The sequence below is a fragment of the Pseudooceanicola spongiae genome, from assembly GCF_014899185.1.
In the GTDB taxonomy this organism is placed as follows: Bacteria; Pseudomonadota; Alphaproteobacteria; order Rhodobacterales; family Rhodobacteraceae; genus Pseudooceanicola; species Pseudooceanicola spongiae.
On record NZ_CP045201.1, the window covers coordinates 2,688,987 to 2,712,593 of the forward strand.

The 23,607-nt window shown below is 64.6% G+C and carries 22 protein-coding genes; 5 read left to right on the forward strand and 17 right to left on the reverse strand.

What is annotated here, in order from left to right:
- Nucleotides 1-251 precede the first annotated feature (251 nt).
- Complete coding sequence (locus tag F3W81_RS12655) at nucleotides 252-1,850, forward strand: phosphoenolpyruvate carboxykinase (protein WP_193079515.1); 1,599 nt, start codon at nucleotides 252-254, stop codon at nucleotides 1,848-1,850.
- 327 nt (nucleotides 1,851-2,177) lie between these two features.
- On the forward strand, nucleotides 2,178-2,756 hold the full coding sequence (locus tag F3W81_RS12660) for a DUF3859 domain-containing protein (protein ID WP_193079516.1): 579 nt from the start codon (nucleotides 2,178-2,180) through the stop codon (nucleotides 2,754-2,756).
- On the opposite strand, the gene F3W81_RS12665 is transcribed toward F3W81_RS12660, so the two are convergent.
- Complete coding sequence (locus F3W81_RS12665) at nucleotides 2,757-3,530, reverse strand: sulfite exporter TauE/SafE family protein (protein WP_193079517.1); 774 nt, start codon at nucleotides 3,528-3,530, stop codon at nucleotides 2,757-2,759.
- Nucleotides 3,531-3,676: 146 nt separating this feature from the next.
- On the opposite strand from F3W81_RS12665, the gene F3W81_RS12670 reads away from it, so the two are divergent.
- Both F3W81_RS12670 and F3W81_RS12675 read left to right on the forward strand, forming a co-directional pair.
- Nucleotides 3,677-5,362 carry an acyl-CoA dehydrogenase family protein gene (locus F3W81_RS12670; RefSeq protein WP_193079518.1) on the forward strand — a complete coding sequence of 562 codons (1,686 nt, stop codon included), beginning with the start codon at nucleotides 3,677-3,679 and terminating at the stop codon, nucleotides 5,360-5,362.
- Between the two features lie 470 nt (nucleotides 5,363-5,832).
- Nucleotides 5,833-6,918, forward strand: coding sequence for a Hint domain-containing protein (locus F3W81_RS12675; RefSeq protein ID WP_193079519.1), 1,086 nt, complete (start codon nucleotides 5,833-5,835; stop codon nucleotides 6,916-6,918).
- An 84-nt stretch (nucleotides 6,919-7,002) separates the two neighbouring features.
- Here F3W81_RS12675 and F3W81_RS12680 read toward each other — a convergent pair whose 3' ends face one another.
- Both F3W81_RS12680 and F3W81_RS12685 read right to left on the reverse strand, forming a co-directional pair.
- On the reverse strand, nucleotides 7,003-7,578 hold the full coding sequence (locus F3W81_RS12680) for a fasciclin domain-containing protein (RefSeq protein ID WP_193079520.1): 576 nt from the start codon (nucleotides 7,576-7,578) through the stop codon (nucleotides 7,003-7,005).
- 185 nt (nucleotides 7,579-7,763) lie between these two features.
- Complete coding sequence (locus F3W81_RS12685; RefSeq protein ID WP_226941673.1) at nucleotides 7,764-8,387, reverse strand: trimeric intracellular cation channel family protein; 624 nt, start codon at nucleotides 8,385-8,387, stop codon at nucleotides 7,764-7,766.
- A 129-nt stretch (nucleotides 8,388-8,516) separates the two neighbouring features.
- Between F3W81_RS12685 and F3W81_RS12690 the strand changes: the two genes are divergently transcribed.
- Nucleotides 8,517-9,350 carry a BKACE family enzyme gene (locus tag F3W81_RS12690; protein WP_193079521.1) on the forward strand — a complete coding sequence of 278 codons (834 nt, stop codon included), beginning with the start codon at nucleotides 8,517-8,519 and terminating at the stop codon, nucleotides 9,348-9,350.
- Nucleotides 9,351-9,495: 145 nt separating this feature from the next.
- Here the strand turns inward: F3W81_RS12690 and F3W81_RS12695 are convergent, their stop codons facing one another.
- The 14 genes from F3W81_RS12695 to F3W81_RS12760 all read right to left on the reverse strand — a co-directional run bounded on the left by F3W81_RS12695 (nucleotide 9,496) and on the right by F3W81_RS12760 (nucleotide 23,547).
- Complete coding sequence (locus F3W81_RS12695; RefSeq protein WP_193079522.1) at nucleotides 9,496-10,368, reverse strand: amidohydrolase family protein; 873 nt, start codon at nucleotides 10,366-10,368, stop codon at nucleotides 9,496-9,498.
- 11 nt (nucleotides 10,369-10,379) lie between these two features.
- The gene (locus F3W81_RS12700) at nucleotides 10,380-12,170 is read right to left on the reverse strand and encodes a feruloyl-CoA synthase (protein ID WP_193079523.1); all 1,791 of its coding nucleotides are present in this window, start codon (nucleotides 12,168-12,170) and stop codon (nucleotides 10,380-10,382) included.
- The gene (locus F3W81_RS12705) at nucleotides 12,154-12,684 is read right to left on the reverse strand and encodes a MarR family winged helix-turn-helix transcriptional regulator (protein WP_193079524.1); all 531 of its coding nucleotides are present in this window, start codon (nucleotides 12,682-12,684) and stop codon (nucleotides 12,154-12,156) included. Before F3W81_RS12705 ends, F3W81_RS12700 begins: the two co-directional genes overlap by 17 nt.
- Nucleotides 12,684-13,448: a crotonase/enoyl-CoA hydratase family protein gene (locus F3W81_RS12710; protein ID WP_193079525.1), complete on the reverse strand. Its 765-nt coding sequence runs from the start codon at nucleotides 13,446-13,448 to the stop codon at nucleotides 12,684-12,686. The genes F3W81_RS12705 and F3W81_RS12710 overlap by 1 nt, the downstream gene beginning before the upstream one ends.
- Before the next feature lie 12 nt (nucleotides 13,449-13,460).
- A complete protein-coding gene (locus F3W81_RS12715) occupies nucleotides 13,461-14,228 on the reverse strand; it encodes an SDR family NAD(P)-dependent oxidoreductase (protein ID WP_193079526.1) in 768 nt (255 codons plus the stop codon).
- Between the two features lie 105 nt (nucleotides 14,229-14,333).
- Nucleotides 14,334-15,656 carry a TRAP transporter large permease gene (locus tag F3W81_RS12720; protein ID WP_193079527.1) on the reverse strand — a complete coding sequence of 441 codons (1,323 nt, stop codon included), beginning with the start codon at nucleotides 15,654-15,656 and terminating at the stop codon, nucleotides 14,334-14,336.
- The gene (locus tag F3W81_RS12725; RefSeq protein WP_319022259.1) at nucleotides 15,653-16,243 is read right to left on the reverse strand and encodes a TRAP transporter small permease; all 591 of its coding nucleotides are present in this window, start codon (nucleotides 16,241-16,243) and stop codon (nucleotides 15,653-15,655) included. The genes F3W81_RS12720 and F3W81_RS12725 overlap by 4 nt, the downstream gene beginning before the upstream one ends.
- A gap of 124 nt (nucleotides 16,244-16,367) precedes the next feature.
- Nucleotides 16,368-17,402, reverse strand: a complete 1,035-nt coding sequence (locus F3W81_RS12730) for a TRAP transporter substrate-binding protein (RefSeq protein ID WP_193079528.1) — start codon at nucleotides 17,400-17,402, stop codon at nucleotides 16,368-16,370.
- A 311-nt stretch (nucleotides 17,403-17,713) separates the two neighbouring features.
- The gene (locus F3W81_RS12735; protein ID WP_407692444.1) at nucleotides 17,714-18,133 is read right to left on the reverse strand and encodes a hypothetical protein; all 420 of its coding nucleotides are present in this window, start codon (nucleotides 18,131-18,133) and stop codon (nucleotides 17,714-17,716) included.
- A gap of 126 nt (nucleotides 18,134-18,259) precedes the next feature.
- On the reverse strand, nucleotides 18,260-19,036 hold the full coding sequence (gene cobM / locus F3W81_RS12740) for a precorrin-4 C(11)-methyltransferase (RefSeq protein WP_193079529.1): 777 nt from the start codon (nucleotides 19,034-19,036) through the stop codon (nucleotides 18,260-18,262).
- A 111-nt stretch (nucleotides 19,037-19,147) separates the two neighbouring features.
- Nucleotides 19,148-20,947 (reverse strand): precorrin-3B C(17)-methyltransferase, encoded by a 1,800-nt coding sequence (gene cobJ / locus F3W81_RS12745; RefSeq protein WP_193079530.1) that lies wholly within the window; start codon nucleotides 20,945-20,947, stop codon nucleotides 19,148-19,150.
- The gene (gene cobI, locus F3W81_RS12750) at nucleotides 20,938-21,636 is read right to left on the reverse strand and encodes a precorrin-2 C(20)-methyltransferase (protein ID WP_193083851.1); all 699 of its coding nucleotides are present in this window, start codon (nucleotides 21,634-21,636) and stop codon (nucleotides 20,938-20,940) included. The genes cobJ and cobI overlap by 10 nt, the downstream gene beginning before the upstream one ends.
- Nucleotides 21,637-21,709: 73 nt before the next feature.
- On the reverse strand, nucleotides 21,710-22,912 hold the full coding sequence (cbiE, locus tag F3W81_RS12755) for a precorrin-6y C5,15-methyltransferase (decarboxylating) subunit CbiE (protein ID WP_193079531.1): 1,203 nt from the start codon (nucleotides 22,910-22,912) through the stop codon (nucleotides 21,710-21,712).
- Complete coding sequence (locus F3W81_RS12760; RefSeq protein ID WP_193079532.1) at nucleotides 22,909-23,547, reverse strand: precorrin-8X methylmutase; 639 nt, start codon at nucleotides 23,545-23,547, stop codon at nucleotides 22,909-22,911. The genes cbiE and F3W81_RS12760 overlap by 4 nt, the downstream gene beginning before the upstream one ends.
- Nucleotides 23,548-23,607: the final 60 nt, after the last annotated feature.

Sequence of the window (23,607 nt, forward strand, 5' to 3'; positions counted from 1 at the left end):
GAATTTGCTGGAAACCGTATGTGTCCAAACGGGTGCCGGCGTCCGGGCCGCTCTGGCATGTGCAACATTCCGCAGGTGGTTGCGCTAAACCAAAATTGGTTGCGCTAACCTTCCCCAGCGACCTGTTCACAATCGGAACAAGCGTGCTAAGGACCCCTCTATCGAGACGTTTCGCCTCGGTTCCGGGCCCCCACCGCGTCGCCCGGAAAAGGAGGATCGCCGCAACGGAGCGGCGCTACAGGAGTTTGAAAATGGCATTAGGACGGGTCAACCCGCACTTCCGGCTCGAAGATCAAGGCATCAACGGCCTGGGCAATGTCTATTACAACCTGAAGGAGCCCGCGCTTGTCGAAGCCGCCGTGAAACGCAGCGAAGGCACGCTCGGCAAGGGGGGTGCGTTTCTGGTCACGACGGGGAAATACACTGGCCGCTCTCCCAAGGACAAACACGTCGTCAAAACGCCCGATGTCATTGATAACATCTGGTGGGAAAATAACGCGGCCATGTCGCCGGAAGGCTTTGATGCCCTCTATGCCGACATGCTCGCTCACATGCAGGGCAAGGACTATTTCGTCCAGGATCTCATTGGCGGCGCTGACCCGGCCTATGCGATCAATGTCCGCCTGGTGACTGAACTCGCCTGGCACAACCTTTTCATCCGTCACCTGCTGCGCCGCCCCGATCTGGCCGCGCTGGACGGCTTCGTTTCCGATTTCACAATCATCAACTGCCCCAGTTTCAAGGCAGACCCGGCCAAACACGACTGCCGCACCGATACGGTCATCGCGATGAACTTCGCCAAGAAGATCATCCTGATCGGTGGCACCGAATACGCCGGCGAAAACAAGAAATCCGTCTTCACGCTGCTGAACTACCTGTTGCCCGAAAAAGGCGTCATGCCGATGCACTGCTCGGCCAACCACGCCAACGGCAACCCGGTCGACACCGCAATCTTCTTCGGCCTGTCGGGCACCGGCAAGACCACCCTGTCGGCAGATCCGTCGCGCACGCTGATCGGCGATGACGAACACGGCTGGTCCGATCGTGGCACCTTCAACTTTGAGGGCGGCTGCTACGCCAAGACGATCAACCTCTCTGCCGAGGCCGAGCCGGAGATCTACGCCACCTGCTCGATGTTCGGCACCGTGATCGAGAACATGGTCTTCGACAAGGAAACCTTCGAGCTTGATTTCGAAGACAGCTCCCTGACCCAGAACATGCGCTGCGCCTACCCGCTGGAGTTCATCCCGAACGCCTCCGAAACCGGTCTGGGCGGCCACCCCAAGAACATCATCCTGCTGACCTGTGACGCCTATGGCGTCCTGCCGCCGATCTCGCGGCTGACCCCGGCGCAGGCGATGTACCACTTCCTGTCCGGCTTCACCTCGAAGACCCCCGGCACAGAACGTGGTGTGGTCGAACCCGAGCCGACCTTCTCGACCTGCTTTGGTGCGCCCTTCATGCCGCGTCGGCCTGAAACCTACGGCAAGCTGCTGCAGGAAAAGATCGCCAAGCATGGGGCCACCTGCTGGCTGGTGAACACCGGCTGGACCGGCGGCGCCTTCGGCACCGGCAAGCGGATGCCCATCCGGGCCACCCGTGCCCTGCTGACCGCCGCGCTTGACGGATCGCTGAACGAGGCTGAATTCCGCAAGGACGCCAACTTCGGCTTCGATGTGCCCGTGGCCGTGCCGGGCGTCTCTGACGTCCTGCTCGATCCGCGCCGCACCTGGTCCGACCCTGCCGCCTACGACAAGCAGGCCACGAAACTGGTCGGCATGTTCTCCGAGAACTTCGAGCAGTACCTGCCCTATATCGACGAAGACGTGAAAGCCGCCGCCATCGGCTAAGGCGCTCCACGGCTCAAGTCATCGCAAACGCCCCGCCCCACCCGGCGGGGCGTTTTGCGTCTGATGGCCCCTGCTCCGCCCTCAGACCCGTCATTCATTAAAGTTTTAGGGAAAACATCCCGCCATTCCGGTCAGAATGGCCCATATCCTCACGTGACAGTGGCACAAGCGCTTGACGCAAAGGTCACCACGCCGCATGAAATGGGCGGAGAAAGCGTCATGGGTCACCATGGCCCCCGGAACAGATCATGCGCCCCCGCAGAACAGGGCGACAGGGCAGGCAAAGCCGCCGCCCTCTGGTCGCCGGGAAGGGGAGGGATGAAAGACATGACACCTGTCGCCGCGGCAAGACTTGCAGTGCTGCTCAGCACGCTTGCGCCCACCATAGCCCTGTCACAGGGTTTGGCCGAGGTCGCCTCCTCTGCCACCAGCCGCGACTTCATCCGCGCCCCGCTTGAGATGGAAGAGGCCGGGATCTACTGCCCCTCCGCCCATGTCGGCACCGAACCCGCCCCCGAAACCGAAAGCGGCTACATCCTGCTGATGGCCGGCGATCAGCGCGTCGCCCTGAACAGCCGCACCGTGCCCGCGCATCTGGGGATTTCCTTCGGCGTGCGCATCCGTCTCGCGCCCGGCAGCGAGGCCAGCGATTACCGCATGGTCGTGCTGCATCCGCCCTATGGCCCGATGGACATCACGCAGGAAAGCTGGGACCCGAACCTGCGCGATGACTGGGGCGTGCGCAGTTTCCAGTTCGAATACGAGCGCGAGATGCAGCCCGGCCTCTGGGCGTTCGAGGTGCATCGCGGCGATGAGGTGCTCATGCGCCAGAGCTTCACCGTCGTCCCCATGGCCGATGCGCCCGAGGCCGTTGACCTCTGCTTCGGCGGCACCTTCCTGTCCTAGTTACAGGCCAAGCCCCTGCCGCAGCAGATTGCCGCCCGCGATCAGCAGCACCACCAGAGTCGCGCGCCGGAACATCACCTGATCAATCCGGTCGTGGACTCGAAACCCGATCCACATGCCCACCAGCGCAACAGGCACCAGAGCCGCCGAAAACGGTGCGGTCGTCGTGCTCAGCACGCCCGACCCGATATGCGCCCCCAGCAGCGCCACCGCGCCAAGGCCATAGATGACGCCCTGCAGCTGCAACTGATCGCGCTTCGGCGTCTCCAGCGCGGTCAGATAGGCCACCGTCGGCGGCCCCCAGACGCCCGAGAACCCACCGATTCCGCCCGCCAGCATTGCCACCCCCACCTCGACCCGGCGCGGCGGCGGCGAGCCGAGCTTGAGCGGATAGGCCAGCAGCTGGCTCAGCGCGAAGGCGACGATGGGCAGGCCGATCATCACCTGCATGGCGCGCGCCGGCAGCACGCTGACCAGCTGCGCCGACAGGATCAGCATGACAAAGGCCACCGCCAGAAACACCCGAAACCGCACCACGGCCTGCCAGACGCCCCGCGGGCCGGCCCGCATCGCCTGCCAGCCGTTGGTGCACAGCGTCGGCAGGATCAGCCCCGCCAGCGCCCACTCCGGCCCGACGATGCTGCCCAGCCCGCTCACCATGATCATAGGCATGGCGAATCCCACCATGCCCTTCACCACCCCCGCCACCAGCGCGACGGCGAAACAGCCCAGCAGAGCCACCAAAGTCAGAGAGTCCGGCAAAAACATGTCCATGCGCCAGACCTATCACCCCCGAACCGCAGCGCCAGCCAAAATTCGTCACGTAACTTTACTTCACGCATGCGCATCCCAGCGCATTTATATTGCGCTGCACCTGCAAAGCCTCTATGCCGACCTCAAGCGAGAGAGAGGAGTTTCCCATGGCACACGACGGCACCCACACCCCGAGCGCAGACAGCGCGATCCTGCCCGATCTGCTGATCCTGACGGCCGAGGCACTGGCCCCGGCGGAATTCCTGCTCGAAACCGCCCGCCAGATGACCCGCGCGCTGGTCGAGGACGATGGCCGCGTCTCCACCCGCAAGGTCGAGGAACATCAGACCGCCACCCACGGCCTCGCCTGGCTCGCCACCTATGTCGAGGCCCTGCGCCAGATGCAGAAGTGGGCCGAAAACCTGTCGTCCCAAGGGAATTTCACCGAACTTGACACCCTGCTGCACCAGATCGCCTTTGGCGAATACCTGTCGCAGATGACCGGCGGCATTCAGATGTCGCAAAGCGAGATCGTGCGCCCGCAGGACCTCGGCCTGACCCGCGACAACATGCGCATGATGGAAAACGCCGCCGTCGTCACGCTCTGCGATCACGGCAACACGCAAGCCGCCCGCACCCGCCTCGCCGAACTGATCGTCCAGCAGCAGGGCAACGTCACCTACGGCACCACCGGCCTCGACGCCGAGCTTGAAATGATCCGCGACCAGTTCCGCCGCTATTCGGTCGAAAAGGTCGCCCCCTTTGCCCACGACTGGCACCTCAAGGACGAGCTGATCCCGATGTCCGTCATCGAGGAGCTGGCCGAAATGGGCGTCTTCGGCCTGACCATCCCCGAGGAACACGGCGGCTTCGGCTTTTCCAAGGCCGCCATGGTCGTCGTCTCCGAAGAACTCTCGCGCGGCTACATCGGCGTCGGCTCCCTCGGCACCCGCTCGGAAATCGCGGCAGAACTCATCCTCTGCGGCGGCACCGAGGCGCAAAAGGCCCACTGGCTGCCCAAACTCGCCTCAGGTGAGATCCTGCCCACCGCCGTTTTCACCGAGCCGAACACAGGCTCCGACCTCGCCGCCCTGCGCACCCGCGCCAGCAAGGACGGCGACAACTACCGCCTGACCGGCAACAAGACCTGGATCACCCACGCCGCCCGCACCCATGTGATGACCGTGCTGGCGCGCACCGATCCCGACAGCACCGACCACCGCGGCCTGTCGATGTTCCTCGCTGAAAAGACCCCCGGCACCGACGCAGATCCGTTCCCGACCCCCGGCATGAGTGGAGGCGAGATCGAGGTCCTCGGCTATCGCGGGATGAAGGAATACGAACTGGCCTTCGACAATTTCGCGATCAAGGGCGAAAACCTGCTCGGCGGGGAAGAGGGCAAGGGCTTCAAACAGCTCATGCAAACGTTCGAGAGCGCCCGCATTCAGACCGCCGCCCGCGCCATCGGCGTTGCACAGGCCGCGCTCGACACCGCCCTGCAATATGCCCTCGATCGCAAGGCCTTCGGCGGACCGCTGGTGAATTTCCCCCGCGTCTCCGGCAAACTGGCGATGATGGCGGTCGAGATCATGGTCGCCCGCCAGCTGACCTATTTCGCCGCCTACGAGAAGGACCACGACCGCCGCTGCGACCTGGAGGCGGGCATGGCCAAGCTGCTCGGCGCCCGCATCGCCTGGTCCTGCGCCGACAACGCCCTGCAGATCCACGGCGGTAACGGCTTTGCGCTGGAATACACCGTCTCTCGCCTGCTCTGCGACGCCCGCATCCTGTCGATCTTTGAAGGCGCTGCGGAAATTCAGGCGCAGGTCATCGCACGACGCCTCCTCGGCTAGGGCCAAAGCGTTCACGCGCCAGTACCCCTCCTGACCACCCGGTAAACGGCGCAGAAACGGGCAGGAGCGCTGCGCTCTGCCGCCCCGGTGATCACCTCACCCCGCCGCGACGGCCCGCCTCGGCCCCGCATTGACTTTCAATTCCGCAAAACCTCAGGCTGATCCGGTGGCGTCTCTTCCCCCGCAGAGGCTTCCCTTCCCCCTGTGTGCCACCGCGCGGCCCGTCCCCTCCCGTCCTTCCCTGCGGGAAGTGCCGCGCGACGGCAGCGCCACGTCCTTGCCGGTACCGGCCGAGGCGTCCCAGGTGGCCGAAAGAACGCCTCTGTTCTTTCGGCCCGGCCCACCCCAACCGCTGGAAAGCCGTACAAACGCGTGCCGCCTGAGGCAGCCTGACACGAAAATAATCCGCGTCGCCCGCGTAAAATGTGCTACTGCAAGGTAGGATTAACCAATGCGAAGCGTTGTTGCCCATGCCCGTCTTCATTCAGGCATTCAAGACGACCGTGGCCAATGGGATCGCGTCGAGCGAGTCCCAGCTGGTTACCATTGCGCTCTATGGCCCGGGCGAAACCATCAACACCTCCGACGGTGCCGCCCTGCGGATCGTCGATACCAATGGCGACGGGCTGATCAGCCCGAAAGAGTTCCGCGATGCCGTGGGCGGCGGTGGCCTTGGCCTCGACAGTGGCGGCACCCAGCTGCTGTTTGACGGCATCCCCCCCGCCAACGGCAACAACGGCACGCTCTACAGCCCGGCGCCCGTGATCAGCGGCGCGGATTTGAACAGCTATATCGACGCGCTCGACAAGAACTTTCCGCCCGTCGCCCCGACGTCGGTCGAAACCGCCAACCCCGATCAGGTGCCCGGCACCGACCCCACCAACAGCACCCCGGTCTGCTTCGCGCGCGGCACCCGCCTGCTCACCGACACAGGCCTGCGCCGCGTCGAGAGCCTGCGCGCCTGCGCTCTTCTGATGACGCTGGACCATGGTCTGCAACCGATCCGCTGGATTGGCGGGTGGAAACTCCACCCCCAGACCCTGCGCAACCGGCCCGCCCTCAGCCCGATCCGCATCGCCGCCCACGCCCTTGGCGACGGCCTGCCAGAGCGCGCGCTGATCGTCTCGCCCCAGCACCGCATCCTCGTGCGCTCCGTCATCGCCCAGCGCATGTTCGGCGTGCCCGAAGTGCTGATCCCGGCCTGCCTTCTGGCCAGCTTGCCCGGCATCACCTCCTGCGGCACGACCGAGCCCGACGCGCCGCTGCCCGCCGCCCGCCCGCTGGAATATTTCCACCTGCTTCTCGACCGCCACGAGGTCGTGCATGCCGAAGGCGCGCTCAGCGAAACCTTCTACACCGGCGCCTTCGCCCTCGAAAGCATCGGCCCGAACGCCCGCGACGAGGTGGCAAGCATCCTGACCCGCCACACCGGCCACCCCGCCCACCTCAGCCCGGCGCGCCCCCTGATCAAAGGTCCCCGCGCCCGCCAACTGGCCGAACGCCACAGCCTCAACGGCAAACCCCTGTTCAGCGCAGAGCTGCCACAACCCGCCTGAAGCCTCGGGACATGCGAAAAGGGCCGCGCATCGCACGGCCCTCTCAACGCATCAACCAGGCTCGAAACCCTGGCGAAGCGGTCCTCAGCCCGCCTGACCAGCCGGCAGCATGACCCGGTCGATCACATGCACGACGCCATTCGACTGGTCGACATCGGCGATGGTCACAGTCGCGACACGGCCATTCTCATCCTTCAGCTTCAGCGCGCCATCTTCCATATAGGCCTCCAGCTTGCACCCACCGAGGGTCGGCACCACATGCATGCCGCCATCATCAGAAATCATGCCCGCGATATCGGTCGAAAACGCCTCGGCGCCGACAACATGGCAGGTCAGGATCTGCGTCAGCTGCGCCTTGTTCTCGGGCAGCAACAGCTTGTCCAGCGTGGCCTTGTCGATCATCCCGAAGGCGTCATCGGTCGGCGCGAATACGGTGAAGGGCCCCTCCCCCATCAGCGTCTCACCCAGACCCGCTGCCGTCACGGCCGCGACCAGCGTGCTCAGGTTCGGCGCCATGCTCGCATTCTCAACGATGGTCTTGTCCGCCATCATCGCAGCACCGCCCACCGAAGGGTTCTCCCCCATATCGTGTGACGAGGCAAAGGCCGCGCCGGCACTGGCAACACACACGACACTGGCAAGGGCTACACGTTTCAACATAGTCATCTCCTCCAAGATTTCCCCAGCACCTTTTCGGCCCGGGTTACAGACAACTACGGACCACCTCCCCGCTTGGTTTCAAATTTCCTCAGGTTTTTCTCACCACCTGCACCCCCGCTCTCTCATCTTGCCCGAAATACTTCGGGGGGCGCGCCCGGCGCGCGGGGGCAGAGCTCCCTCTGCCTTCACCGCTTGCGCGCCCTCGGCACCTGCCAGCCGCGATAGACACTGACGATCCGCCAGGCGCTCGCCAGCGCCGCACCGCACACCGCCGTCAGCCCCGCAGGCCATCCCGCCCCATGCCCCAGCACGACGATCAGCGCCCCCAGCAGCGCCGCCAGCGCATAGATCTCCTCGCAAAGCACCCTCGGCACCTCCGCCACCAGCACATCGCGCAGCGCGCCGCCACCGCAGGCCGTCAGCACGCCGATCCAGATCGCGCCCATCGGCCCCAGATCATAGGCCAGCGCCTTCTGCGCACCGGTCACCGCAAACAGCCCCAGCCCCAGCGCATCCAGCACCATGACCGGGCGGGTCAGCTTCTCGATCTGCGCATGGCCGAAAAACACCACCACCCCCGCCAGCAGCGCCGCGACGAAATACCTCTGATCGCTCAGAAACGCCGCCGGAGTCGCCCCGATCAGCATATCCCGCAGCGCGCCCCCCGCAGTTGCCGCCACCAGCGACAACACCAGAATGCCGAACAGATCCAGATCCCGCCGCACCGCCAGCATCGCGCCACTCAGCCCGAAGACAAAGGTGCCCAGCAGGTCCATCGCCCCCACAATCGTCGTAATTTGTCCCAGCATTTTGCCTGCCCCCGCTGTTACCGCTCCCCCGATGACAGACACCACAGACGCCGCCCTGACAATGCCCGCAGTCGCCCGCCCTGCCGCAGCACAGTTGACACGCGCGCGGCCACGGGCAAACTCGTCCCCATGACAAAACCCTGCATCATCTGCGTCGCCATCACCGGCTCGCTGCCCCGCAAGGCCGATAACCCGGCCGTTCCCGTCACCATTTCCGAACAGATCGAATCTACCCACGCGGCGTTCGAGGCCGGGGCAACCATCTGCCACGCCCATGTGCGCAACGAAGACGAGAGCCCCTCCTCGGACCCCGACAAGTTCGCCGCCCTCAAGGAAGGCTTGGAAAAGCACTGCCCCGGCATGATCATCCAGTTTTCCACCGGCGGGCGCTCCGGCGCGGGGGCGACGCGCGGCGGCATGTTGCCAATGAAACCCGACATGGCCTCGCTCACCGTCGGGTCGAACAACTTCCCGACCCGCGTCTATGAGAACCCGCCAGACCTCGTCGACTGGCTTGCCTCCGAGATGAAGACCTACGCCATCCGCCCCGAGATCGAGGCCTTCGACCTCTCCCATATCCACCACGCCGCGCTGATGTACCGCGACGGTCGCCTCACCCAGTCGCCCTATGTGCAGTTTGTCATGGGCGTGAAGAACGCCATGCCGGTCGACCGCGATGTCTTTGACTACTACCGCGCCACCGTGGCCCGCCTGCTGCCCGACAGCGAATTCTGCGCCGCCGGCATTGGCCAGCACCAGCTGACACTGAACAAATGGTGTGTCGAGACCGGCGGCCACGCCCGCTGCGGACTGGAGGATAACATCCGCCTCGACCGCGACACCCTCGCCCCCTCGAACGCCGCGCTGGTGAAACGCGTCACGGACCTCTGCGAACAGGCCGAACGCCCCGTCGCCACATGGTCACAGGCGCGTGAAATCCTCGACCTGCCCCTGCCCGGCTGAGGCGGTTTTTCGCACCGTTCAGTTACCGTTCAGATACCGACGCAATACCGACGTTCCGATTTCGCCATTTCAAAGCCCTGGCGCAATCTTCAGAAACCAAAAAGCCCCCGGCGCAAATCTGCACCGGGGGCTTTCGTTTGCCGCCTCAGACGAGGCCCAGAAGCCGCGCCGCATTGCCCTTGATGATATCCTCGCGCAGCTCGTCCTTGATGGCGATCTGCTCAAAATCCGACAGCCAGCGCTCCGGTGTGATCATCGGCCAGTCGGACCCGAAAAGGACCTTCTTCTTCAGGATCGAATTGCAATATTTCACAAGGATTTCAGGGAAGTACTTGGGCGACCAACCCGACAGATCGATATAGACGTTTGGCTTGTGCTGCGCCACGGCCAGCGCCTCTTCCTGCCAGGGAAAGCTCGGGTGGGCGAGGATGATCTTCATCTCGGGAAAGTCCACCGCCACGTCATCCATATACATCGGATTGGAGTATTTCAGCCGCATCCCGTTGCCCCCCGGCATGCCGGAGCCAACGCCCGTCTGCCCGGTGTGGAACAGGGCGATCCCGCCCTCCTCCGCAATCGCCTCATAGAGACCATAAGCCATTCTTTCGTTTGGATAAAAACCCTGCATGGTGGGGTGAAACTTGAACCCCTTGATGCCGAAATCCCGCATCAAACGCTTCGCCTCACGCACCCCCATCTTGCCCTTGTGTGGGTCGATCGAGGCGAAGGGGATCAGCACATCGTCGTTCTCTGCTGCCAGCGCGGCGACTTCCTCGTTCTTGTAGCGGCGATAGCCCGTCTCGCGCTCGGCATCGACGGGAAAGATCACAGCCGCAATGTTCTGTTCTCTATAGTGTTTTGCCGTTTCCGCCACTGTCGGCGGGTGGTTCCAGGGCGCGCGAAAGTACTTCGCCATGGTGCTCTGCAGATCGTCATATCCGTCGTCGGAATGGCAGCCGCAGGGCTCCTCCGCATGGGTGTGGATGTCGATCGCGCGGACCTTGCTGATATCAACCATATGATTCTCCTTCAGATTTCCACGACAGCCGGATCGGCCCCGGCATAGAGCCGCTCAACCAGATCCGCGCGCCGGGTCAACAGCTTGCGAATATTGATGTTTCCCTTGGCCGTCATCTCGGCCTGCGTCAGGCTCGGCGGCTCGGCCATGACCAGAGCGCGCCCCACACGGGTCGAACTTCCGGTCGATTGTGCCGCGAGGTTAGCCAATCCTTCACGAATTTTCGCCAGCATGTCAGGATCGCTCACGACGTCCCCTTCAGCGCCGTTCACAGGCACCACCGGCACCAGCAAGACACCCAATTCGCTCCGGTCATGGCCGGTGATGACAACATCCGACACCAGCCCCTGCAGCGCGGTCATCACGCCCGCCCGGATCGCCGCCACGCGCACCCATGTGCCCGAGGTCAGCTTGAAGTCTTCCGAGATCCGGCCATCAAAGGCCAGCCCGCGATCGGGATCCTCCCGATCGACAAAGCGCACTGCATCGCCGGTGATCAGATAGCCTTCGTCATCGAAACTTTCCGCTGTCTTTTCAGGGGCATCCAGATAGCCGGGCATGATGTTGGGTCCCTTGACGCGCAGCTCATACCGGTTCTCTTCTTCCCGGATCAGCTTCACCTCGACCTCCGGCACCGGTACCCCGATGATGCCAGAGCGGCGCACCCGCTCATGCACCAGCACCGTGCAGGGCGAGGTTTCGGTCATCCCCCAGGAGGAGATGAAATAGGGCGCCTCGCCGTTGACCTCCAGCCCCATGTCCTCCAGCCCCTGCCAGACCTCCTGCGGCAGCGACGCCCCCGCATAGAACATCAGGTCGAGGCCGGAAAAGAACTGGTCTCTCAGCACCTTATCCGCCTTCAGTGCGTCATTCAGCTTGGCGTAGCCAATCGGCACATTGAAGCTCAGCGTGCCGGTCTTGAGCCGCAAATTCTCCAGCGTGCGGGCAAAATGGGCGTCCGTTGGCTTGCCGTCGTCGATGTAGATCGAGCCGCCGTTGGCCAACATCATGTTGAAATTGTGCGACCCGCCAAAGACGTGGTTCCAGGGCAGCCAGTCGACAATCACATGCACCTTCTGCGTCAGCAGCGGAAAGGCCGCCGCCAGCTGCGCTTGGTTCACGCACATCATCCGGTGCGTCGTCATCACGGCCTTGGGCTGCGAGGTTGAGCCGGAGGTGAACAGCACCTTGGCCAGCGTTTCTGGGCCCACAGCCGCGTGGGCTGCATCGACTCCCTCGGTGCCATGCGCCGCCGCGTCGGCAATGATGCCCACGTCGCGCCCGCCCGCGTCGCTTGCCAGCACCGGAATCCCCTGCAGCGCCTCAAGATCGAGAGCGGCCGCGTAACGTGCTGCATCATCGACATAAATCAGCGCGGGCCTGGCCGTTTCCACGACATGCGCCAGCCGCTCATGGGCGCCAGGGATCAGGCTGTATTGCTCGGCCACCGAAGTCGAGGCGAGGCCGATATATTGCGCCGCCAGCACCAGAAGCCCATGATCGACGCCATTGGCCGACAGGCAGGCGACGATCTGGCCGCGCTGAAACCCCTGCGCCAGCAGCCAACCCGCCAGCCCGCGCACCTGCGCACGCGCCTCGGCGTAGGTGACCTCGCGCCAGTCATCCCCCTGACGCTCCGCGATAAAGACCCGGTCCGGCGCGGCCTCGGCCCAATGGTCCAGCCACGCCCCGGTCGTCTCGGCGTAAGGCGCGAGCGTGTCGAGCGAGCGCATCAGGATCGCGCCATCCGCCCGTGTTTCCAGCTCTACCGCGTGGGGTGCAAATCTAGTCAGGTCTCTCATGCCGGTGTCCTCCCTCCGGATGATCCGCAGCCCCCTGCTCTGAGAATGCCGAGCCGTCGATCCGCCGCAGCAGGTCGATCATCAGCTGGCGTTCCTCAGCACTCAGGGCTGTCAGAAGTCTGTTCTCATGCGCCTCCAGCACGCGCGTCGCCTCTTTGTGCAGGCGGCGTCCCTGCGGCGTCGCCCGCAGTGCGTAGGAGCGTCGGTCATTCGGCACCCGGTGCCGCGCAATCAGGCCCGGTTGCTCCAAAGCATCAATGATTACAACGGTATTGGACCGCTCGATGCTGAGGATTTCGGCCAACTGGCTCTGGCGCAGATCGGGGTTGTCACAGATCACCGCCAGCGCCGAATAGGTCGAAATCCGCAGGCCAAGCGGGTCGAGCACGCGCATCGCATCGGCCTGAATCAGGTGATAGGCCCGCTTCAGACTATAGCCGACAAAGCCGCGCAGGTTGCGGTCCCCGATGACGGGGACCTCCTGTTCAGCCTCTTTCACGACGCGCAGAGCCATCAGCGAAACTCCGGCGCGCGCTTTTCGAGGAAGGCACTCAGGCCCTCCTTCGCGTCCTCACTTGTCTGGGCAATCGCGGCCGAGAGGCTCTCGGTAAAGAATCCATCCGCGCGCGACATGTCGTTGATCCGGGAAATGGCGTTGATCATGATGTAGTTGGAAAGACTTGCGTTTTTCGCAATCTTTGCCGCCAGATCCAGTGCCAGATCCAGCGCCTCGCCCTCGCCCACGGCATAGTGGCACAGGCCCAGACGCAGGCCCTCCTCTGCGCCGTACTTGCGCCCGGTCAGCATCATCTCGGTCATACGATCCGCCCCGAGGATACGGCCCACGCGCACCGTCGCCCCGCCCCCGACGAAGATCCCGCGCCGCCCTTCGGGCAGCTGAAAGATCACCGAAGGCTCGGCAATGCGCACATGGGTCGAGGTCGCCAGCTCCAGCCCGCCGCCGATCACCGCGCCGAACATGGCCGAGACGACCGGCAGGCCCGAGAACTGGATCCTGTCCATCACCCCATGCCAGCCGCGCGAATGCTTCAGCGTGCCTTCGGCATTGCGCGCGACGTGCTCCGAGAGGTCCAGCCCTGAGCAAAAGTGCCCCGCCGTCCCGGTCAGCACGACGACCGTCACCCCCTCGGGCGGACTGGAGAAAAAGCCATCCAGCGCCGCCAGCAGCGTGTCGTTCATCGCATTGCGCTTGTCGGGGCGGGTCATCGTCAGCACCGCAATCGGGCCCTGAAGATCGATGGACAGGACGTCACTCATGACTGGTCTTCCTTATTTTGGCGGCAACCGCACCGCGCCGTCCAGGCGGATGACAGTACCGTTCAGCATCGTGTTTCGAATGATCTGCTCGGCCAGCGAGGCATAGTCCGATGGGCTGCCGAAGCGCGGCGGAAACGGGATCGTCGCAGCGATGCTGCGCTGCGTTTCTTCGGGCAACCCGTCGACCATCGCGGTCTGGAACATGCCCGGCGCGATCCCCATGACCCGGATGCCGGACCGCGCCAGTTCTCGTGCGACAGGCAAGGTCAGCGAGGCGATACCGCCCTTGGAGGCCGCATAGGCCGCTTGCCCGATCTGGCCGTCCTGATAGGCGACCGAGGCGGTGTTGATGATCACGCCGCGCTCATTGTCGGGGCCAACAGGCTCCAGCTCAGCCATGGCGCGGGCGGCGTAGGAGAGGGTGATGTAGCTGCCGATCAGGTTCACATCCAGCGTGCGCCGGAAGGCGTCGATGGAGAGCTTGCCCTCGCGGTTCACCACCCGACCGGCGGTGCCGATCCCGGCGCAGTTCACCAGCACACGCGGCGCCGCACCATTCCAGGCGATGAAATCGTCAAAAGCGGCGGCGACCTGGCCCTCGTCCGCGACGTTCACCGGGCAGGCAAGGCCACCGATTTCCTCAGCCACCGCCCGCGCGCCAGCTTCGTTGAAGTCAAAGACGCCGACCTTGGCGCCCATGCTGGCGAGGTGGCGCGCCGTTGCTGCCCCCAGCCCGCTGCCGGCACCCGTCACGACGGCGCCGATCCCTTTGATATCCATTCAGTCCTCCTCCCGAGAGTTAGTCATGATGACAAATAGCTATAGATCATAACAAAATGAAACACATAATTTCAGCAGCTGCCCCGAAGGGACAGCCGTCTCACATCAATGAAAAATCCGCAGCATGAACAGCGTGATACCCGGAAAGATCACCAACAGAGCAACCCGCACGATGTCCGAAGCGACAAAGTACATCACCGCCGAATAGGTCTGTGAAATCGGCGTCTCGCGGTCCATCGAATTGATGACGAACAGGTTCATGCCCACCGGCGGCGTGATCAACCCGACCTCGACCACGATCAGAATGATGATGCCGAACCAGATCGCCAACTCCTCCGGCGTCAGGCCGAAATCGAGCACCGAGATGATCGGGAAAAAGATCGGCACCGTCAGCAGGATCATCGACAGCGAATCCATGATACAGCCCATCACGAGGTAGAGCACGAGGATGATGATCAGCACCGTCCAGGCCCCGAAGCCCTGATGGACGACCCATTCCGACAGCTCCTGCGGGACCCGCGTCTGCGCCAGAAAGCCGTTGTAGAAGCCCGCGCCCAGCACGATGAAAAAGATCATCGCCGTGGATTTCGCGGTGGCGTAAAAGCTCTGCGCCCAGGCCTTACCGCGCAGGCCGCCGTTGACCCAGGCGATCAGGCCCGTGCCGAAGGCGCCAACCGCGGCGCCCTCCGTCGGCGTGAAGAACCCGAGGTAAATGCCGCCGACCACCGCCAGAAACACCAGCATCACCGGCCAGACGTCGATCAGTGCGCGGAACCGCTCGGCCAGCGGCATCGGGGGCCGCGTGCCTGCGCTTTCGGGGTGCAGACGCACATAGATCGAGATCGTGAGGATATAGCCGAGCGCCGCCAAAATCCCCGGCACGAAGGCCGCCATGAACAGCTTGGCAATGTTCTGCTCGGTCAGGATGGCGTAGATCACCAGAATGACCGAGGGCGGGATCAGGATGCCCAGCGTGCCGCCTGCGGCCAGCGTCGCCGTGGCAAAGCCCCCGGAGTAGCCATAGCGGCGCAGCTCTGGCAGGGCGACCTGGCTCATCGTCGCGGCCGTGGCCAGCGACGACCCGCAGATCGCGCCGAACCCGGCGCAGGCTCCGATCGCCGCCATGGCGACCCCGCCCTTGCGATGCCCGAGAAAGCTCTCGGCGGCCTTGAACAGCGCCTGGCTCATCCCGCCAAGTGTCGCGAAATGCCCCATCAGCAGGAACATCGGCACGATCGACAGCGAATAGCTGGAAAACGTCGAATAGGTCTCGGATTTGAGCTTCGAGAGCGCGACCAGCATGCCCCCCGTCACCATGTCGAGGCCAAGAAACCCGACCGCGAACATCGCCAAACCAATCGGCATCCGCAGGAAGATCAGCACCAGCAGAAGCGGAAAGGAATACAGCCCGATTTCAAAGTCGCTCAATGTCCCGCCTCCCCGGTGTCGGGCAGAATGGCACGGGCGCTGGCCAGTTCGACCATCCGCGCAAGTGCCGTGTAAATCGTGACAATCGCCGCCACAGCTGCCGCCCCGAACGAGGCCGCATAGGCCCACCAGACCGGGAACTGCAGCAGAAATGTCGTCTCGTTATAGCGCATCTTGCCGAGCATCCCGTCGTAGAGCCGCCAGGCGATCACCACCATGGCGATGGCAAAGATCACCTCCCAGAAGGCGATCAGGACGCGATTGGCCGTGACCGGCAGAGCCGAGGTGAACACATCCACCGTCGCATGCGAGCCCGTGATCTGCGTCAGTGGCAGAAAGGCAAAAATGGTGAAGGCAATTCCCGCCTCGACCAGCTCAAAATCCCCCAGCACCGGGCCAATCCCGGCGTCCAGCAGGGCCTTGGTGCCGCCGGGGGCGAGCGTCTCCAGCCACTCCCAGTGCAGAATGCCATTGAAGGTGCGCCCGATCACGGAAACCACCGTCAGCAGGATCAACGCCGTCAGCACCAGTCCACCGAGGATGGCCATGATCCGGGCAAGCGTCATGAAAATCGAATGAATGCGCACGAGTCTCTCCCCTCAGAGGCGTGTCGTCTGAGCCCGCGGCCTGCGGGCTGCCGCGCCATCACCTGGCCACGGACTTGTGCACCCCCTGCGCGAAGGAGCTCCCCTGCGCGCAGGTGCGCTTGTCTTACTTGGTGTACTTGGCGATCAGATCGCGGGCCTGTTGCACCATTGCGGCGCCGTCCATGCCCTTGCCATCCATCTCGGCGATCCAGTTTTCCTCGACCGGGGCGCCTGCGGCCTTCCAGGCCTCAACCTGCTCCGGGCTCAGCTGGATGATGTTGTTGCCGTGATCGACAGCCATCTTGCGGCCAATCTCGTCACCCTGCGCCATGACATTGCCAGCGAAAGCCGAGAATGCGAGACCGGAGTTATCGTCGATCACCTTTTTCAGATCATCAGGCAGCGACTCGTACTTCGCTTCGTTCATCGCAAAGATCATCGTCGCGACATAGAGCGTGGCATCGGGGAATTCGGTGTGGTTGTTCACCAGTTCCGCGATCTTCAGCGAGGTCGTGACCTCCCACGGCAAGACGGTCGCATCGATCACCCCCTTGGACAGGGCTTCGGGCACCGCAGGCACCGGCATCCCGATCGGGGTCGCGCCCAGCTCGCCAAAGTATTCATTGGTAACGCGGGTCGGCGCGCGCAGTTTGACGCCGTTCAGGTCCTCGATGGTCTGGATCGGCTCTTTCGAGTGAATCACGCCGGGGCCATGCACCCAGGCCGCCAGAAGATGCATGCCCGCCAGCTCGGTTTCGAGCATGTTTTCCTCGGCATATTCATAAAATGCCTGCGAGGTCGCTTCCGGATCGCTTGCGATGAACGGCAGCTCGAACACCTCGCTTGAGGGGAACCGGCCCGGCGTATAGCCCGGCAGCGTCCAGACGATATCGGCGACGCCATCGACCACCTGCTCGGCCAGCTGTGGCGGCGTACCGCCCAGCTGCATCGACGGAAAATGCTGGATCTTGATCCGGCCGTTGCTTTCAGCCTCGACCTTGTCCGACCAGACCTTCAGCGCCATTTTCGGCACAATCGCTTGTTCTGGCAGGAAGTAATGCATTTTCAGCGTCACGTCCTGCGCCAGGCCTGCAACAGTCGTACCCGCAAGGATCGCAGTGGCGGCGAGCCCGCGGAGAGCGGTCTTGAATAGTGTCATATCGGTCCTCCCTACATGCGACATCTGCCCTGTTGGTCAGTGTCGGCATACGGGTCCGCGCGACGATTCAACATCAGCGCGGCTCCTCCCCGTCGGTCCGCGTCGGGCAGACCATGCCGACACCCCACAAAAGGCGTCACGCAGTGGAAAGATGCAACGGCACCTACGACTTGTCAAACATTGTTATGGCGAATAACAATTTTATTGAGATGTCCGCCTTCTCCGATGAAAACCATCATATGAGACAGGGGTGAGGCAACACGACGCTTCGCGATATCCATCACCAGCCGCAGAGCCACACCCTCGCCCCCTCAGGCCCCAGAAGGCAGGCCTGAAAAATCACCCAGCAATGCAACCGGAGCCTCTTCTTCCTGCTGAAAATCCAGCGGAGCCTGATCCCGTGCTGCGGTAGAGCGTTTGAACTCATACTGCATTTCGCCGTCTTCCTCAGCAGCGGCGACGATAAGACAGGAGGACAGAAAGGTCGCCCCCTCGAACAGCTCGACCAGACCACGCAACCGAGGCGCCACATCTGCCTCGACCGAGAAGCCGTTCTGCCAGCGCCGCAACACCTTGTAGCTCTTGCCATCCACTTCGACCCGCAAACGCGAGGCTTTGCGCTGCGCCAACTTGCGGGCCGCGATCAGTCCGTCCGTGATGTCTTTCGGCAAATAGGTCGTCATGTCATCCCCCGCCCTGACCAGATCCTGACCCGAGCGACTCACATCCATGACAGCGCCCGGTCCCTCTCAGAATGAACCGCCAGTTATTTACGTCAAGTGAAGGCTCACCTCTCGCTTATGACAGCCCCCGCGCTGTTCCCCGCGCGCGACACTTGCCAGATCACTTAGCGCTGCCTAAACTTTAGCCCCTGCAACCTTAGGCCTCAGCACATGCGGCATCTGCGCATCATAAAGCGCTGAGTCGCGGAAATCGCGCACCTCCCCCAGCACCGGCCCCACCAGGATCAACGCCGTGCGCGTGATCTTCTCGGCCCGCACCCTGGCATGGATATCGGCCAGTGTGCCACGGATGAACATCTGGTCCGGCCAGCCGACGCGATAGGCAACCACCACCGGACAGTCAGCCCCGTAGTAAGGCGTCAGCTGTCGCTCGATCTCACGCAGATTGCGCACCCCCAGATGGATCGCCAAGGTCGCCCGGCTGCGGGCAAAATTCTCCAGCGTCTCATGCTCGGGCATCGAGGTGCTCTTCATGCTGACCCGCGTCAGCACGATGCTCTGCGCCACCTCCGGCACCGTAAGCTCCTGCCCCAAAGCAGCAGCGGCAGCAGCATAGGCCGGCACCCCGGGAATGATCTCATAAGCGATATCATCTGCGCGTAACCGTCGGATCTGCTCCGCAATCGCCCCATAGAGCGACGGATCCCCCGAATGCACCCGCGCCACATCCTCGCCGCGCGCCCGGGCCTGCAGAATTTCCCCATGCGTCTCGTCCAAGGTCATCGAGGCGGTGTCCATCACCCGCGCCCCCTCAGGCGCCCCCGCAACAACCTCAGCCGGCACAAGCGAGCCTGCATACAAACAGACCGGACAGGCCCCGATGATCCGCTGCGCCTTCAGCGTCAGCAATTCGGGATCCCCCGGCCCCGCCCCGACAAAATAAACCTTCATACCGAAATCCCCATGTCCCGCATCCAACAGCCAGGCACCGCCCAAGCTGTTTCCCTGTTCAAAATATCCCGGGGGAATCGCGCCCCGCGCGATGGGGGCAGCGCCCCCGCTTCACCGCGAAACCGACAGATCCCCGTCGATCCGGCGCGCATACCCCCGCGGCGTATACATCCGCGGCCCCTCGCCCAGCATCGCCAGCTTTGAGTTGCTCGACCCCACCAGCACCACCGTCAGCATATCCACCTCATCCACCTCCAGCGCATCCAGCCGGCGATAGCGCACCAGCTCATCCGCACGCCCGAGGTTGCTTGCCAGCATCACCGGCGTATCGGCCGGGCGATGCTGCAACAGGATCTCGCGCGCCTCCGCCAGCAGGGTCCGCCGCGTCTTCGACACCGGATTGTAGAAGGCGATGACAAAATCCCCCTCCGCCGCCGCGCGCAGACGCCGCAGAATATCTTCCCTCGGCGTCAGAAGATCGCTCAGCGAAATCGCACAGAAATCATGCCCCAGAGGCGCCCCGGCCCGCGCCGCCGCCCCCTGCAGCGCGCTCACCCCGGGCGAGCAGACGACCTCGACCCGCCGCGCCGCCTCACTCACGCCCATCTCGCCCTCAGAGCGGTCCATCAGCTCGAACACCAGCGCGCCCATGGCATAGATCCCGGCGTCCCCTGAACAGACCAGCGCCACGTTGCGCCCCTCGCCCGCGCGCTCAAGCGCATAGCGACAGCGCGCCTCCTCGCCCCCCAGAGGGAAGTCGCTGCGCGTCTTGCCCACCGCGAGCGGCCCCAGCAGATCAATATAAAGCCCGTATCCCACAAGCTCCTCGGCCTCGCTCACCAGCCGCGACACCTCCGGCGTGCGCCAGCTCGCCTGCCCCGGCCCAATCCCGACGACGGACAACCGCCCCCGCGCCCGACCCCGCATCTCGGTAATGACACCGTCAGCCTCGGCCAAAGCACAGGTCGCCATGGCACTCTTGCGCTTCGGGCAAACCAATGCGCCCTCGCCAACGCCCGCCAGAGCCGCCCCTTCCGATACCCCATGGCAGCCGACCTCGGCAAAAACCACCTCCGATGGCGTCGCCAACCGCCCCGCCTCGGCCTCCAGCTCCTCCGCCGAAAACACCCGCAACGGCAGATCCCATTTCGCCGCCAGCGCCAGCACCGCCGGCTCATCCGCCTTCACGTCCAGCGTGAACAGCCCCGCCAGCGCGCCCGGCGCCACCCCGGCCTCGGCCAGCATCCCCGACACCAGCGCCTCCAGTTCCTCCACCGGACAGCCCCGCGAACAGCCAACCCCCAGCGCAAAGCGCTGCGGATGAAACGTCAGCACACCCTCTTCAGGCGCGCCGACCCCAGCCACGATCCGCATCTCGCCCTCAGGCAATCCCGCCAGCCAGTCGGCAGCCCCCTCAACCCGCGCCCCCTCACCGGCCAACAGACGCGCCATCGCGTCCTGTGCCAACTCCGGCGTGCCCAGACGCCAGCCCACCGGCGGCTCATCCAGCGCCAGCCCCAACGTCACATCGCCCGCCGTCGTCACCGCCGCCACAGCCTCCAGCGCACCCGCGATCTCGCGCGCCAGCCGGTTCGCCCCCCGATGCCCGCCGAGCAGAGGCACCACCACGGCGCCATCATCACTCACCGACACCACCGGCGGCTCGCTCCGCTTGTCGCCCAGCAAAGGCGCCACCGCCCGGATCAGGATCCCGCTCGCGCAGACCCCGATCACCGGCCGCCCGGCGGCAAACATCTCGCGCGCAAACTCCAGCGCGTTGGCAAAGGACACATCCGCCCCCGGCACCCGCCCCACGCGCCCATGCAAAGGCACAGACAGCGCCTCAGCCACCCGCCGCGCCACAGCCTCACCCGCGCCCGAGACGCACATCACCACCGGAGTTACAGCCAAGGATCAGCCCCTTTTGTCACCAAAATCATCGAAAAATATGGCGCCGCCTCCGGCGCCTCGGCCAAGGGCAAAATCACTTCCTCCGCCAACCCGGCCCGCTCGACATAAACCGCCCGCGCCTCCAGCCCGAGGGCCGCAATCACGCCCCGGATCTTGCCCAGATGCCGCCCGACCTTCATGATCGCCACGCTCGAAGCGCCCTCGATCCCGGCGCGCAGCTGGTCCTCGGACAGGGGCCCCGGCAAGACCACAAACCGCTCATTGCGCGCCACCAGCGGCAAGCCTGCCCGCGCCGCACAAGCCGACACGGAGGTCACCCCCGGCACGACCTCCACATCGAACCGCCCCGACAGGCGCGCAAACAGATACATGAACGAGCCATAAAAGAACGGATCCCCCTCACAGAGGCAGACCACATCGCGCCCATCCTGCAACACCTCTGCAATCCGCGCCGCCCCGCCGTCATAAACAGCCTGCGCCGGCGCACGATCCACCGCCATCGGCACCGCCATGACGATTTCCTCGGCACCAACCGGGATCAGCCCCGCCGCAATCGACCGGGCAAAGCTCTCCCCCCCGGCCAAAGCGGGATAGGCCACAACCCCCGCGCCCGAGATCAGCCGCGCCGCCTTCAGCGTCATCAGCTCCGGATCCCCCGGCCCCAACCCGACACCGTAAAGCACCCCCATCCTCACGCGCCGCTCCCTGTCATCTTGCTAAAAATACTTCCGCCGGAGGCATCCCCGATCCCAGCCATCACCGTCATCGCTTGACCAGAGACCACTGCGTCACCGGCATCAACGGCCGCCACCCGGTCCGCGTGCCGACAGGCGACGCGCGATTGACCGACAGCTTCACCAGCTCCCCGCCATGCCGCTTATGCAGCGCAACCAGCACCGCCTCGCTCTCCAGCGTCACGCAATTGGCCACCAACCGCCCCAGCGGCTTCAACGCCGCCCAGGCCACATCGAACACCGCCTCACTCAGACCGCCGCCAATGAACACGGCATCGGGCCGCTCCAGCCCCTCCAGCGCCTCGGGAACCATCCCGTCCACCAACTCCAGCCGAGGCGTGCCGAGCGCCAGCGCATTCGCCGCCGCCAAGGCCCGCCGGTCGGCGCGCGGCTCGATCCCGATCGCACGGGCATAGCGTGCCGCGCGCATCCACTCGACCGCGACAGAGCCACAGCCGGTGCCGATGTCCCACAGCAAGGCGCCGCGCATCGGCATCAGCTTGGCCAGCGTCACTGCGCGCACCTCGCGCTTGGTCATCGTCCCGTCGTGCTGGAACAGATCGTCCGGCAACCCAGGCACCCGCGGCAGCAACGCCGCACCCGGCGCCGCGATGCACTCGACCGCCAGCGTATTGAAGGGCGGCACGGTGTGATCCCAGCTTTCGGCCAGCCCATCGAAACGCGCCTCTCCCTCACCGCCCATATTGGCAAGCACTGTCATGTTTGAGGCGCCAAAGCCCCGCTCGCTCAGAAACCGCGCGATCTGGCCCGGAGTCTCGGCCCCCGTTGTCAGGATCAACAGGCGGGCATCGGGCTGGATGAAGGCGATCATCTGCTCGACCGGGCGACCATGCACCGTCAGCGTCTCGAGGTCCGCCATCGACCAGCCCATCCGCGCGCTTGCCAGCTGAAACGCCGAGAGCTGGGGATGAAAGGTGATCTCCGCCGCCGGGATCGCCCGCCCGATCCGCGCACCAACGGAATACCAGAGTGGATCGCCGGTCGCGAGGACGACAACCCGGCGGCCCCGCAGGCCCTGCAACTGATCGATCAGCGCGTTGAAAGGTGACGGCCAGGCGAGACGCTCGGCGGTGATCGCATCCGAGAGCGCATGATGGCGCTCACCACCGATGATGACCTCCGCCGCCTCGACCACCGCGCGGGTGGCGGGCAACAGACCGGCCATGCCGTCCTCTCCGATGCCGACGATGTGCAGCCAGGGCTCGCTCATGTGCGCTCCTCCGGCAGGCCCGCCGCGAGGGCATTCACGGCCGCTGAGGCCATGGCCGAGCCGCCGCGCCGTCCGCGCAGCGTCACGAAATCGCAGCCCCTCGGGTCGGCAGCAAGCTCGGCCTTGCTCTCGGCCGCGCCGACGAACCCGACCGGAAAGCCGAGGATCACGGCGGGTTTCGGAGCGCCAGCTTCCAGCATCTCGAGCAGATGGAACAGAGCGGTCGGCGCGTTCCCGATGGCGACGACAGCGCCGTCGAGATGGTCGCGCCAAAGCTCAACCGCCGCGGCCGACCGCGTGGTGCCAAGCTCAGCCGCCAGTGCCGGGGTACCAGGATCATTGAGCGTGACGATGACCTCGTTTTCGGCGGGCAGGTAGCGCCGGATCACCCCGGCCCCGGCCATTTCGCAATCGCACAGGATCGGCGCGCCCGCCTGCAGGGCGGCCTGGCCAGCGGCAAAGGCATCCGGCGAAAATGCCAGACGATCCGCGATCTCGATCATGCCGCAGGCGTGGATCAGGCGGACCGCCATCTGTTGCAGACCCGCAGGGAAGCGCTCCAGCCGGGCCTCGCGGCGGACCGTGGCGAAGCTTTCGGCGTAAATGGCGGCGGGGTCCTTGAGATAGGGGCGCATGGGTCAGACCTTCGGGGCGAGCGGCGGCTGCGGGAGCCTCCGGCGGAAGTATTTCGGGCA

Coding starts and splice junctions, on each gene's coding strand:
- F3W81_RS12655 (WP_193079515.1), top strand. CDS start 252: ATGGCATTAGGACGGGTCAACCCGCACTTCCGGCTCGAAGATCAAGGC.
- F3W81_RS12660 (WP_193079516.1), top strand. CDS start 2,178: ATGACACCTGTCGCCGCGGCAAGACTTGCAGTGCTGCTCAGCACGCTT.
- F3W81_RS12665 (WP_193079517.1), bottom strand. CDS start 3,530: ATGGACATGTTTTTGCCGGACTCTCTGACTTTGGTGGCTCTGCTGGGC.
- F3W81_RS12670 (WP_193079518.1), top strand. CDS start 3,677: ATGGCACACGACGGCACCCACACCCCGAGCGCAGACAGCGCGATCCTG.
- F3W81_RS12675 (WP_193079519.1), top strand. CDS start 5,833: ATGCCCGTCTTCATTCAGGCATTCAAGACGACCGTGGCCAATGGGATC.
- F3W81_RS12680 (WP_193079520.1), bottom strand. CDS start 7,578: ATGTTGAAACGTGTAGCCCTTGCCAGTGTCGTGTGTGTTGCCAGTGCC.
- F3W81_RS12685 (WP_226941673.1), bottom strand. CDS start 8,387: ATGCTGGGACAAATTACGACGATTGTGGGGGCGATGGACCTGCTGGGC.
- F3W81_RS12690 (WP_193079521.1), top strand. CDS start 8,517: ATGACAAAACCCTGCATCATCTGCGTCGCCATCACCGGCTCGCTGCCC.
- F3W81_RS12695 (WP_193079522.1), bottom strand. CDS start 10,368: ATGGTTGATATCAGCAAGGTCCGCGCGATCGACATCCACACCCATGCG.
- F3W81_RS12700 (WP_193079523.1), bottom strand. CDS start 12,170: ATGAGAGACCTGACTAGATTTGCACCCCACGCGGTAGAGCTGGAAACA.
- F3W81_RS12705 (WP_193079524.1), bottom strand. CDS start 12,684: ATGGCTCTGCGCGTCGTGAAAGAGGCTGAACAGGAGGTCCCCGTCATC.
- F3W81_RS12710 (WP_193079525.1), bottom strand. CDS start 13,448: ATGAGTGACGTCCTGTCCATCGATCTTCAGGGCCCGATTGCGGTGCTG.
- F3W81_RS12715 (WP_193079526.1), bottom strand. CDS start 14,228: ATGGATATCAAAGGGATCGGCGCCGTCGTGACGGGTGCCGGCAGCGGG.
- F3W81_RS12730 (WP_193079528.1), bottom strand. CDS start 17,402: ATGACACTATTCAAGACCGCTCTCCGCGGGCTCGCCGCCACTGCGATC.
- F3W81_RS12735 (WP_407692444.1), bottom strand. CDS start 18,133: ATGGATGTGAGTCGCTCGGGTCAGGATCTGGTCAGGGCGGGGGATGAC.
- cobM (WP_193079529.1), bottom strand. CDS start 19,036: ATGAAGGTTTATTTTGTCGGGGCGGGGCCGGGGGATCCCGAATTGCTG.
- cobI (WP_193083851.1), bottom strand. CDS start 21,636: ATGGGGGTGCTTTACGGTGTCGGGTTGGGGCCGGGGGATCCGGAGCTG.
- cbiE (WP_193079531.1), bottom strand. CDS start 22,912: ATGAGCGAGCCCTGGCTGCACATCGTCGGCATCGGAGAGGACGGCATG.
- F3W81_RS12760 (WP_193079532.1), bottom strand. CDS start 23,547: ATGCGCCCCTATCTCAAGGACCCCGCCGCCATTTACGCCGAAAGCTTC.